The sequence below is a fragment of the Phenylobacterium sp. genome, assembly GCF_025351295.1.
GTDB lineage: Bacteria > Pseudomonadota > Alphaproteobacteria > Caulobacterales > Caulobacteraceae > Phenylobacterium.
Genome location: NZ_JANXWD010000137.1, coordinates 1 through 11,574, shown reverse-complemented (window position 1 = coordinate 11,574; position 11,574 = coordinate 1). Strand labels below are relative to the sequence as shown.

The following is an 11,574-nucleotide window of genomic DNA, read 5'->3' as shown; positions in this document are numbered from 1 at the left end:
GACGCCTGGCGCGTGGGCGGAGCGTTGGCGCTGCGCTCGCAGCGCGGTCGGCCGCCGAAGCTGGAAGCCCAGGAGATGGCCGATGCGCGGGGGGTGGCGGCCAGGGCCGGGGACCTGAGGGAGGCGCGCCGCCAGATCGCGGAGCTGGAGCGCAAGGTCGGCCAGCAGCAGCTAGATCTGGATTTTTTCAAAGGCGCCTTGCGGCGTATCGAGACGTCGCGCCGGACGGACACCGTTCCTGGCGCGCCGGCGTCTTCGCCGAGATCGCGGCGATGACGCATCCGCAAGGCCAAGGATCGGCGCAAGGCCAAGGCTCGGCGCAAGGCCAAGGATCGGCGCAAGGCTAGGGGCTCCACGGCCCCGGATCGATCGAGCGGCTGTGCGGGCTCGCCCAGGTGAGCCGCGCGGCCTACTACCGCCACTGGGGCGAGCATGCGCCGCGCGCCCAGGAGACGGCGCTGCAGGGCGCCATCCAGCGGCTGGCGATCTCGCACCGCGACTACGGCTACCGCCGGATCACCGCGCTCTTGAAGCGGGAGGGCTGGGCAGCCAATCACAAGCGGGTGGCCCGCATCCTGCGGGAAGACAATCTGCTCTGCCTGAGGAAGCCGGTCTTCCGGCCGGCGACCACGGACGCGCGGCACGGCTGGCGGGTCTGGCCGAAACTGGCGCGCCACATGGCGCCGATGGCGGTCAACCAGCTGTGGGTGGCAGACATCACCTATGTGCGGCTGGGCGAGGCCTTCGTCTATCTGGCGGTGATCCTGGACGCCTTCTCCCGCAAGGTGGTGGGCTGGGCCATGGCCGACCACCTGCGCGCGGAACTGGCCATCGCGGCCCTGGAGATGGCGCTCGCCAGCCGCGAGATCATCCCCGGCGGCCTCGTGCACCACACCGACCGCGGGACCCAGTACGCTTGCGGCGACTACATCGAGCGGCTCCTCGCCGCCCGCATCCAGCCCTCGATGAGCCGGGCGGGATGTCCCTATGACAACGCCATGGCCGAGAGCTTCATGAAGACCCTGAAGACCGAAGAGGTCGACGCCAGCCACTACCGCGACCTGGCCCACGCCACCTCAGCCATCGGCGGCTTCATCGACGCGGTCTACAACACCGAGCGTCTGCACTCGGCCCTCGACTACCTCTGACCCATCGAGTTTGAAAACCTGCCCAACCCATGGGCTGCTGCGCAGCAGCCCATCAACACCCTCAACCACGACTGTCCCCGATTATCGTGTCTCACCGATGGGGGTCACTGCAGGCGGGAACGCCGCACGAATTAAGTATAGTGTCCCTTTATTTTTCACGGACGCCGATAGCCGTGTCCGACCCGCTGCCGACGCCGCGCCGCCAGCCACGCTCACCCTGACGCCCTTGTTAATGCGAAGCGCTGCCTTAGAATGGCTCGCGCCATGGCGTGGGGACTGCGTGACGGGTTCAGCGGCGGATATTTTTGTCTCCTACAAATCGCACGACCGGCCGCGCATCAGGCGATTGGTGGACGCGCTTGAAGCCGAAGGCTTCAGTGTCTGGTGGGACGCCCATATCAGCGGCGGGGCGAACTGGCACCAAAAGATCGAGGCGAATCTCGACTCGGCAAGGTGCGTGATTGTCGCCTGGACGAGCGCCTCGGTGGGTCCCGAGGGACAGTTCGTGCGCGACGAGGCCCGGCGGGCGCAGGAACGCAACGTCTATCTTCCGATCCGCCTCGACACCGTCCGTCCGCCGCTCGGCTTCGGCGAAATCCAGGCGCTGTCGCTGCTGGGCTGGAACGGCGATCGCTCAGACCCGGGGTTCCAGGCGATCGCCGACGCCGTGCGCGGCCAGATTTCAGGGGAGCCTGTCGTTCGCCCGCACCCGCCCGTGCGCGTGCGGCGCGTCTCGCGGCGTGCGCTTGTCGCGGGCGGGGCCGGCGTCGCCGCGGCAGCCGTTGCCGGCGTTGGCGCATGGGCGCTGCTGAAGCCTTCCGCCGCCGCGGCGCCCAAGAGCATCGCCGTGCTGCCGTTCGCTAATCTGAGTGGTGACCCTGACCAGGCCTATTTCTCCGAAGGCATGGCCGATGAGATCCGCAGCGCGCTGGCCCGCCTTGGCGGGCTGACGGTCATCGGCGCGACATCGTCGATCGCGGTGCGCAACGAGGACGCCCGGACCGTCGCCCGAAAGCTCGGCGTCTCCAGCATCCTTACCGGCAGCGTTCGCCAGTCGCCGTCGACGATCCGCGTCAGCGCCGAGCTGATCGATGGCCGCACCGGGGCCTATCGGTGGACGCAACAATACGACCGCCAGCCCGGCGACGCGATCAGGATCCAGACTGATATCGCCCAGAACGTGGCGACCGCGCTCAAGGGCGCTCTCGGCCTTGCGGCCCAGGCGGCGATTACCCTGGGCGGCACCGCCGACAGAGTGGCTCAAGATCTCGTCCTGCAGATCAGAAAGCTGGGGCGAGAATTCACCAGTCTTGAGTCTATTCGCCGACGGATCGCGCTGGCGGACGCGGCGATCAGCCGTGATCCCAACTACGCCGAAGCCTTTGTCCAGAAAGCCGACGCATTGAATGTGCTGGCCGCGAACTTTGCGTCGTCCCCGACCGAGATCGCCGACCTGCTGGCGCAAGCGGACGCCACCGTCGAGAAGGCCGTAGCGCTCGCGCCGAGGTTGGGCTCGGCCCACGCCATTCTGGCCTCTGTCGCGCTAACGACACTAGATTTTCCGCGCGCGCTGCAGGAAACAAGACGGTCTCTCGCCCTGTCTCCAAGCGATCCCGAGGTGCTGACCCTCGGGGCCTGCATCCTTGGGTTACTGGCGAGGTCCGAGGAGGCGCTGCGGATCGCTGATCAAGCCATCGCGCTCGATCCCTTGAACGCGCGATGCCATCGGTACAAAGCTCAAGTGCTTATCCGCTTGGGGCGTTACGCGCAGGCGATCGAAGCCGGACGCAAGTCGCTGCAGATCTCGCCCGAAGGTCGCTCTGCACACATCCTGCTCGGCGACGCGCTTCTTGGTCTCGGGCGGATTGAGCAGGCAAAGTCCGAGTACCGGGCCGCCGGGCCCGGCGATTCTTTCATCTTGTTGCGCCGGGGCTTGCTGACCGCACAAAGTCACGATCGAGCCGGCGCCGAACGGATGTTGGGGCAGCTCAAGGCACAGTTCGGCGCTACCGCGAGCTACCAATATGCCCAAATTCGTGCCGCCCTCGGCGACAAGGACCTTGCGTTCGCCGAGCTCGAAAATGCGCTTCGAGCCAAGGATCCGGGGCTGGCGGAATTGAAGGTCGATCCGTTCCTCGACCCGATCCGCAGCGATCCGCGCTATGCGGCCCTGCTCACGAGACTGAATTTTCCCTGACACGGCTGTCGGTGTCCGCCATCCACCCCTGAACAGACTTTCATCGGGTCTGCTCGGAGCATCGGGAGCCGAAGCGGCGCAGCCTTCGCATCTCAGGCCGCGGTCTCGAGGAACCCGGCGATCTTGCGATCGCTCTTCAGACGGAAGATGCTTGTCGCTCCGGACCCAGCCGGGTTTCCAGAACCAGCACGTCCAGGTGGACGACCGGGAGGCCCAGCTTCCCGCCCAGCTTGCGCGCCAGGGTGGACTTGCCGCCGCCCGAATTGCCGATGATCAGGATGCGGCGCATGAGCGCTCTCGCTGTAGGACGGGGAGCATGGGGTTAAGGGGTCGCGATGTCTGAGCCGCTGGCGTTGATTTCCATTCCGATGCTCGCGCCGGTCCGGCCGGCCGTGGAACGGGCGGGCGTGGCGACGGCCCTGGCCTGGGAGCTGGCCGACGCGGACCGGCCGCGCGTCCGGACCATCCTGCACGCCGGGGAGTTCGTGCTGACCCCGGACTATCTGGCCAGCCTGCCGAACCTGGGCCTGATCGCGGTGATCAGCGCCGGCTACGACGGCGTCGACGTGGCCTGGTGCCGGGCGCGGGGCATCGAGGTGACCCACGCCGCCGGGGTCAACGCCGACGACGTGGCCGACCACGCCCTGGGCCTGCTGGTCGCCGGCTGGCGCGACATGGGCGAGGCCGACCGCGTGGTGAAGGAGGGCCGCTGGCGCACCGAGGACCGGCTGGCCCCGCAGCCCACCCTGACCGGACGCCGGCTGGGCATCGTTGGGCTGGGCCACATCGGCCAGGCGGTCGCCCGGCGCGCCGAGCCGTTCAAGCTGCAGGTGAGCTGGTGGGGGCCGAACCCCAAGCCCGCGCCCTGGCCGATGGCGCCCAGCCTGCTGGCCCTGGCGCAAGCCAGCGACATCCTGGTGGTCGCCTGCCGGGGCGGGGCGGAGACCCGCGGACTGGTGACCCGCGAGGTGATCGAGGCGGTGGGCCCCGCCGGCATGATCGTCAACGTCTCGCGCGGCTCGGTGATCGACGAGGACGCCCTGATCGACGCCCTGAAGGCCGGCCGGCTGTGGCGCGCCGGGCTCGATGTGTTCGAGACCGAACCGACGCCGGCGGACCGCTGGGCCGGCGTGCCGGGCGTCCTGCTGACCCCGCATCGGGCCGGCGGCACCACCGAAGGCATCCCCCAGATGCTGGCCCAGGCGCTGGACAACGTGCAACGCTACCTCGCCGGCCAGCCCCTGGCGTCGCCGGTTCGCGGATAGGGTCTGCCCGGAATGACGGGCGCCGGGTTCGACGCCAAGCCCGCCAAGGGCAGATACCCGCGTTCCCAGGCCGAGCCTGATCGTGGGTCCCGATCTTTGGCTGCGCCAAAACCGGGATGACACCGTTGGGAAGGATCTGTGTGAATCCTGTAGCCCCAGCGGGTGAGGAGAGGGGCGGCTTCGGCGATGTATGGCGAAGGCGAACGATCAGGAGAGACGTGATGGCGCAGGTGCTGGGGATCGGCGGGGTGTTCGTGAAGGCGCAGGACACCGGCGCGCTGGCCGAGTGGTATGCACGGGTGCTGGGGTTTCCGACGGAGGGCGGGCATGCCATGTGGCCGCCGCCGGCCGGGGGCTTCACGCTCTGGTCGCCGTTCCAGGCGACGAGCGACTACTTCGACCCGTCGACCCAGCCGTTCATGCTGAACCTGCGGGTGGACGACATCGACGGCATGGTGGCCCGCGTCGAGGCGGCGGGTGAGGCGCTCATGGGGCGGCAGGACGAATCCTACGGCCGCTTCGCCTGGCTGATGGACCCGCAGGGGCTGAAGATCGAACTCTGGGAACACCTGGAACCGCCCGCCTGACCCTTGACGTCGCCACATATAAAGATATCTTTATGTGTGATGAAACTGTCCGCCAAACAGGCTGTCGATGTGCTGCGCGCCGCGGGCGAGCCGACGCGCCTGCGCATACTGGCGCTGCTGGAGCTTGAGGAACTGGCGGTGCTGGAACTGTGCCGCGTGCTGGACCAGAGCCAACCGCGGGTGTCGCGCCACCTGAAGTTGCTGGCCGAGGCCGGGCTGGTCGAGCGGTTCCCGGACGGGGCCTGGGTGTTCTACCGCCTGACCGGCGAGGGCCGCCAGCGCGAGGTGATCCACGAGGTGCTGGCGCGCGTCGACGCCGACGATCTCATCCTGGCCCGCGACCGCCGCAAGCTGGACGACGTCCAGACCGAGCGCGCCACCGCCGCGGCGAGCTATTTCGCCGAGAACGCCGACCACTGGGACCAGATCCGCTCGCTCTACGTCTCCGAGGACGACGTCGAAGTCGCCGTGCAGCGGGCGGCCGGCGAGGACCGGTTCCGCCGGCTGGTCGACCTGGGCGCCGGCACCGGCCGCATGCTGACCCTGCTGGGCCCGCAGGCGGACCAGGCGCTGGGTCTGGACCTGTCGCAGCAGATGCTGAACATCGCCCGGCGCAACACCGTCGAGGCCGGCCTCAACCATGTGGAACTGCGCCACGGCGACATCTTCGACACCCGCCTGCCCGAGGCCGCCGCCGACCTGGTGGTGGTCCACCAGGTGCTGCACTACCTGGGGGACCCCGCGTCGGCGGTCCGCGAGGCGGCGCGGATCGTCTCTGGTGACGGCCGGCTGATCATCGTCGACTTCGCCCCGCACAAGCACGAGTTCCTGCGCGAGGCCCATCAGCACCGTCGGTTAGGCTTTTCCGACGAAGAGATGGCCCGCTGGCTTGGCGAGGGCGGGCTGCCGGTGGTGACCCTGACCGCCCTGCCGCCGACCCGGGCCGATGGACTGACCGTGAAGATCTGGGCCGCCTCCCACGCGCCCACCGAACTGAGGAGCGCCGCATGAGCCCCGCCCTTTCCGCGCTAGGCCCGGTCGCCCGCGCGGGCGTCGGCGGCCAGTCGCGCCCCGGCGTCTCCTTCGAGTTCTCGCCGCCCAAGACCGCCGAGGCCGAGGAGAACCTGTGGGCGGCGATCCGCCGGCTGGAGCCGTTGAACCCCACCTTCGTGTCGGTCACCTATGGCGCCGGCGGCTCCACCCGCGACCGCACGCACCGCACGGTGCTGCGGATGCTGAAGGAGACCACCCTGAGGCCGGCCGCGCACCTGACCTGCGTGGAGGCCTCGCGTGGCGAGGTGGACGAGGTGATCTCGGACTACTGGGCCTCGGGCATCCGCCACATCGTGGCCCTGCGCGGCGACCCGCCCGGCCAGATCGGCGGCGCCTACACGCCGCGCGCCGACGGCTATTGCAACGCGACGGAGCTGACGGCCGGCATCCGCGCCATTGCCCCGTTCGAGGTCAGCGTGGGCCTCTATCCGCATGTCCATCCCGAAAGCCCCGGCATCGACCACGACATCGACGTGCTGAAGGCCAAGATCGACGCCGGCGCCACCCGGGCGATCACCCAGTTCTTCTTCGACGTGGACGGCTTCCTGCGGTTCATGGACCGGGTGCGCAAGGCCGGGGTGACCATCCCGATCTCGCCCGGGATCATGCCGGTGACCAACTATTCCGGCCTGAAGAAGATGTCCGGCCCGATCGGCATTCAGCTGCCGGGCTGGCTGGGCAATCTGTTCGACGGCCTGGAGAAGGATCCCGACACGCGCCGGCTGATCGCCGCCTCGGTGTCCGCCGAGATGTGCGCCCGCCTGGCCGAGGAGGGCTTCGGCGACTTCCACTTCTACACGCTCAATCGCGCCGACCTGACCTACGCCATCTGCCGGGTGCTGGGCGTGCGCGAGGCCCCGCCAAGTCTTGTTGAAACAAAGCCTGATCAAGGATCAGGCGGACCCAAGGAAGCCGCGGCATGACCCTCCTTCGCCAAGGCTACGGAGGGCCCATCCTCCGATCCTGCGAAGCTCCTTTCGGGAGCGAAGCAGGATGACCCGCCAGGACCGTATTGCGGCCCTGAAGGCGGCCGCCCAGACGCGCGTGCTGATCCTCGACGGATCCTGGGGCGTGATGTTCCAGAAGCGCGGCCTGAGCGAGGCCGACTACCGCGGCGACCGCTTCGCGGACCACCCCGGCCAGATGAAGGGCAACAACGACATCCTGTGCCTGACCCGGCCGGACATCGTGGGCGAGCTGCACGACGCCTACTACGCCGCCGGCGCCGACATCTCGGAGACCAATACCTTTTCGTCGACCTCGATCGGCCAGGGCGAATATGCCCAGGAGGCCGCCGTGCGCGACATCAACCTGGCCGGCGCCCGCATCGCCCGCGAGGTCGCCGACCGCTGGACAGCCAAGGAGCCGGGCAAACCGCGGTTCGTCGCCGGCTCCATCGGCCCGCTGCCGGTGATGCTGTCGATGAGCTCGGACGTGAACGACCCCGGCGCGCGCAAGGTGACCTTCGACCAGGTCTATGAGGCCTATTCCGAGCAGGTCCGCGCCCTGCACGACGGCGGGGTCGACCTGTTCCTGGTGGAGACCATCACTGACACGCTCAACTGCAAGGCGGCGCTGAAGGCGATCATGGACCTGGAGGACCAGGGCTATGAGGCGTTGCCGATCTGGATCAGCGGCACCATCACCGACCGCTCGGGCCGCACCCTGTCGGGCCAGACGGTGGAGGCGTTCTGGAACTCGGTGCGGCACGCCAAGCCGTTCGCCATCGGCCTGAACTGCGCCCTGGGCGCCGACCTGATGCGGCCGCACATCGCCGAGCTCAGCCGCATCGCCGACACCCTGGTGTCAGCCTATCCCAATGCCGGCCTGCCCAACGCCATGGGCGAGTACGACGAGGAACCGCACCAGACCGGCCACCAGCTGCACGCCTGGGCGCAGGACGGCATCGTCAACATCCTGGGCGGCTGCTGCGGCACCACGCCCGACCACATCCGTCACGTCGCCGACGAGGTCCGCGGCATGACGCCCCGCGCCATCCCCGAGCGGCCGACGGCCATGCGGCTGGCGGGGCTGGAACCGTTCGAGCTGGCTTGAGCCGCGCGTGTCATCCCGGTTTTGCCGAAGGCGAAGACCGGGATCCATAGGCGTCGGCGTTTCGAGAGATGGCGAAGCGTCTGCCACCGAGTTAACCCCACCGCCATCCGGTGCTTATGGGTCCCGGTCTTCGGCTGCGCCGAAACCGGGATGACACTGATAGTAAGAGCGGCATGCGCCCCACCTTCATCAACATCGGCGAGCGGACCAACGTCACCGGCTCGGCCAAATTCCGCAAGCTGATCGCCGACGGCGACTATCCGGCCGCGCTCTCCGTCGCGCGCCAGCAGGTCGATGCCGGGGCGCAGGTCATCGACGTCAACATGGACGAGGGGCTGCTAGACAGCGTCCACGCCATGCGGACCTTCCTCAACCTGATCGCCGCCGAGCCGGACATCGCCCGGGTGCCGGTGATGATCGACTCGTCCAAGTGGGAGGTGATCGAGGCAGGGCTGAAGTGCGTCCAGGGCAAGGCGATCGTCAATTCGATCTCGATGAAGGAAGGCGAGGCCAAGTTCATCGAGCAGGCCCAGGCCTGCCTGCGCTATGGCGCCGCCGTCGTCGTGATGGCCTTCGATGAGGTCGGGCAGGCGGATACGGCGGACCGCAAGGTGTCGATCTGCCAGCGGGCCTACAAGCTCCTCACCGAACAGATCGGTTTCCCCGCCGAGGACATCATCTTCGACCCGAACATCTTCGCCGTCGCCACCGGGATCGACGAGCACAACAACTACGCCGTTGATTTCATCGAGGCCACGCGGCGCATCAAGCAGAGCCTGCCACATGCCCGGATCTCCGGCGGCGTCTCCAACGTCAGCTTCTCATTCCGGGGTAACGAACCGGTACGTCGTGCGATCCATGGGGTATTCCTGTACCACGCCATTGCGGCGGGCATGGACATGGGCATCGTCAACGCCGGCGACCTGCCGGTCTATGACGACATCCCCGCCGAACTGCGCGAGGCCGTCGAGGACGTGATCCTCAACCGCAAGCAGCGAACGAACATCTCCAACACCGAACGCCTGGTGGAGCTTGCGCCCAAGTACAAGGGCGGCAAGTCCGAGGCCAAGGGGCCGGACCTTACCTGGCGCGAGAAGGACGTCGGCGGCCGCATCACCCACGCCCTGGTCCACGGCCTGACCGACTATATCGAGGCCGACACCGAGGAGGCCCGGGCCGCAGCCGAGCGCCCGCTGCACGTCATCGAAGGCCCGCTGATGGACGGCATGAACGTGGTCGGCGACCTGTTCGGCGCGGGCAAGATGTTCCTGCCGCAAGTGGTCAAGTCGGCCCGGGTGATGAAGCAGGCCGTCGCCTACCTCGAGCCGTTCATGGAGGCCGAGAAGGCCGGCAAGCCCCGGGTGCAGGCCGGCCGCATCCTGATGGCGACCGTCAAGGGCGACGTCCACGACATCGGCAAGAACATCGTCGGCGTCGTGCTGCAGTGCAACAACTACGACGTCATCGACCTGGGCGTGATGGTTCCGGCCGACCGCATCCTGGACGAGGCGGTCCGGCAGAACGTCGACATCGTCGGCCTGTCGGGCCTGATCACCCCCAGCCTGGACGAGATGGCCTTCGTCGCAGCGGAGATGGAGCGGCGCGGCATGACCATCCCGCTGCTGATCGGCGGCGCCACGACGTCGAAGACCCACACCGCGGTCAAGATCGAGCCCCGCTACAAGGGCGGCCAGACCACCTATGTACTGGACGCCAGCCGCGCCGTGGGCGTGGTCTCCGGCCTGCTCTCCCCCACCGAGACGGCGCGCCTCCAGGCCGAGACGGCGGCGGAATACGTCAAGGTCCGCGAGCAGTTCGCGCGCGGGCAGGGCAATCGAGCTCGTTCAACATTGAAGGAGGCCCGCGACAACGCCTTTACGCCCGACTGGACCACCTACGATCCGCCCCGACCCAGCTTCACGGGCACGCGCACCTTCACCGCCTACGACCTGGCCGACCTGGCCCGCCACATCGACTGGTCGCCGTTCTTCGCCAGCTGGGAGCTGATCGGCCGCTACCCGCAGATCCTCACCGACGACGTGGTCGGCGAGGCGGCCACGAACCTGTTCGCCGACGCGCAAGCCATGCTGCAGCAGATCGTCGGCCAGCAATGGTTCGAGGCGCGCGGCGTGGTCGGCTTCTGGCCGGCCAACGCCGACGGCGACGACGTGGTGGTCTGGACCGACGAGACCCGCACCACCGAGCGGGCCCGCTTCCACACCCTGCGCCAGCAGATGGCGAAGTCCACCTCCCAGGCGGACGGCGGCCGCGCCAACGTGGCCCTGGCCGACTTCATCGCCCCCATCGGGACCAAGCCCGACTGGATCGGCGGCTTCGCGGTCACCGCCGGCCATGGGGAGGCTGAGATCGCCAAGGCGTTCAAGGCCAGGAACGACGACTATTCGGCGATCATGGCCGCCGCCCTGGCCGACCGGCTGGCCGAAGCCTTCGCCGAGGCCCTGCACCGCCGCGTGCGCACCGAACTCTGGGGCTATGCGCCCGACGAACCGTTCAATGTTGAAGCGATGATCGCCGAGACCTACCGCGGCATCCGCCCCGCCCCCGGCTATCCGGCCCAGCCCGACCACACCGAGAAGGGCGCCCTGTTCCAGTTGTTGGACGCCGAGGCGGCGACCGGCCTGGAACTGACCGAAAGCTACGCCATGTTCCCCACCGCGGCGGTGTCCGGTTTGTACTTCGCGCATCCGGAGAGCCACTACTTCGGCGTCGGCCGGATCGAGAAGGACCAGGTGCAGGACTATGCGCGGCGCAAGGGGTGGGACCTGGCGACGGCGGAGCGGTGGCTCGCGCCGATCCTGAACTACGAGCCGGCGTAGGCGGCGGGCGCCGTCGTTGTTGAACCGCAGAAAGTGCAGAAAACGCGGAAGGCGCAGCGGAAAGTCGAGACACACACCACTTTCCCCGCTCGCTCGCCGACTGGAGTGAACGCCCGGACAGAGACGCGGAAATAGGGGACAGTTCTCGATCTAGGAGAACCGATGTCCCAGGAGAAGCGGAGAAGTTTCAGCCGCGAGTTCAAGCTGGCGGTGATTGAGCGGCTGGAGGCGGGCGAGAGCGGCAGCGCGCTGGCGCTGGAGGTGGGCGTCAAGCGCACGATCATCTACCGGTGGCGGGACGCCTGGCGCGTGGGCGGAGCGTTGGCGCTGCGCTCGCAGCGCGGTCGGCCGCCGAAGCTGGAAGCCCAGGAGATGGCCGATGCGCGGGGGGTGGCGGCCAGGGCCGGGGACCTGAGGGAGGCGCGCCGCCAG

11 protein-coding genes are annotated in these 11,574 nt (G+C 68.4%); 10 read left to right on the top strand and 1 reads right to left on the bottom strand.

Going from position 1 to position 11,574, the window contains the following annotated elements; genetic code table 11:
- The 3 genes from Q0R13_RS18930 to Q0R13_RS18920 form a co-directional block, all read left to right on the top strand.
- A partial coding sequence (locus Q0R13_RS18930; protein WP_293906875.1) for a hypothetical protein occupies nt 1-276 on the top strand: 276 nt, incomplete at its 5' end.
- A gap of 92 nt (nt 277-368) precedes the next feature.
- Nucleotides 369-1,148, top strand: a complete 780-nt coding sequence (locus tag Q0R13_RS18925; protein ID WP_366853254.1) for an IS3 family transposase — start codon at nt 369-371, stop codon at nt 1,146-1,148.
- A 280-nt stretch (nt 1,149-1,428) separates the two neighbouring features.
- Nucleotides 1,429-3,345, top strand: a complete 1,917-nt coding sequence (locus tag Q0R13_RS18920) for a TIR domain-containing protein (protein ID WP_293906873.1) — start codon at nt 1,429-1,431, stop codon at nt 3,343-3,345.
- A gap of 136 nt (nt 3,346-3,481) precedes the next feature.
- Here the strand turns inward: Q0R13_RS18920 and Q0R13_RS18915 are convergent, their stop codons facing one another.
- The gene (locus Q0R13_RS18915) at nt 3,482-3,634 is read right to left on the bottom strand and encodes a hypothetical protein (protein WP_293906872.1); all 153 of its coding nucleotides are present in this window, start codon (nt 3,632-3,634) and stop codon (nt 3,482-3,484) included.
- 46 nt (nt 3,635-3,680) lie between these two features.
- Here Q0R13_RS18915 and Q0R13_RS18910 point away from each other — a divergent pair, with 46 nt between their 5' ends.
- The 7 genes from Q0R13_RS18910 to Q0R13_RS18880 form a co-directional block, all read left to right on the top strand.
- A complete protein-coding gene (locus Q0R13_RS18910) occupies nt 3,681-4,610 on the top strand; it encodes a 2-hydroxyacid dehydrogenase (RefSeq protein ID WP_293906870.1) in 930 nt (309 codons plus the stop codon).
- Between the two features lie 221 nt (nt 4,611-4,831).
- Nucleotides 4,832-5,197 carry a VOC family protein gene (locus Q0R13_RS18905; RefSeq protein WP_293906868.1) on the top strand — a complete coding sequence of 122 codons (366 nt, stop codon included), beginning with the start codon at nt 4,832-4,834 and terminating at the stop codon, nt 5,195-5,197.
- 39 nt (nt 5,198-5,236) lie between these two features.
- A complete protein-coding gene (locus tag Q0R13_RS18900; RefSeq protein WP_293906866.1) occupies nt 5,237-6,208 on the top strand; it encodes a metalloregulator ArsR/SmtB family transcription factor in 972 nt (323 codons plus the stop codon).
- Nucleotides 6,205-7,173: a methylenetetrahydrofolate reductase [NAD(P)H] gene (gene metF / locus Q0R13_RS18895; protein ID WP_293906864.1), complete on the top strand. Its 969-nt coding sequence runs from the start codon at nt 6,205-6,207 to the stop codon at nt 7,171-7,173. Before Q0R13_RS18900 ends, metF begins: the two co-directional genes overlap by 4 nt.
- A 70-nt stretch (nt 7,174-7,243) precedes the next feature.
- A complete protein-coding gene (locus Q0R13_RS18890; protein WP_293906863.1) occupies nt 7,244-8,305 on the top strand; it encodes a homocysteine S-methyltransferase family protein in 1,062 nt (353 codons plus the stop codon).
- Nucleotides 8,306-8,478: 173 nt separating this feature from the next.
- Nucleotides 8,479-11,142, top strand: a complete 2,664-nt coding sequence (gene metH, locus Q0R13_RS18885; protein WP_293906861.1) for a methionine synthase — start codon at nt 8,479-8,481, stop codon at nt 11,140-11,142.
- A 162-nt stretch (nt 11,143-11,304) separates the two neighbouring features.
- Nucleotides 11,305-11,574, top strand: a 270-nt coding sequence (locus Q0R13_RS18880) for a helix-turn-helix domain-containing protein (protein WP_293906859.1), incomplete at its 3' end; no start/stop codon positions are given.

Coding starts and splice junctions, on each gene's coding strand:
- Q0R13_RS18915 (WP_293906872.1), bottom strand. CDS start 3,634: ATGCGCCGCATCCTGATCATCGGCAATTCGGGCGGCGGCAAGTCCACC.
- Q0R13_RS18910 (WP_293906870.1), top strand. CDS start 3,681: ATGTCTGAGCCGCTGGCGTTGATTTCCATTCCGATGCTCGCGCCGGTC.
- Q0R13_RS18905 (WP_293906868.1), top strand. CDS start 4,832: ATGGCGCAGGTGCTGGGGATCGGCGGGGTGTTCGTGAAGGCGCAGGAC.
- Q0R13_RS18900 (WP_293906866.1), top strand. CDS start 5,237: ATGAAACTGTCCGCCAAACAGGCTGTCGATGTGCTGCGCGCCGCGGGC.
- metF (WP_293906864.1), top strand. CDS start 6,205: ATGAGCCCCGCCCTTTCCGCGCTAGGCCCGGTCGCCCGCGCGGGCGTC.
- Q0R13_RS18890 (WP_293906863.1), top strand. CDS start 7,244: ATGACCCGCCAGGACCGTATTGCGGCCCTGAAGGCGGCCGCCCAGACG.
- metH (WP_293906861.1), top strand. CDS start 8,479: ATGCGCCCCACCTTCATCAACATCGGCGAGCGGACCAACGTCACCGGC.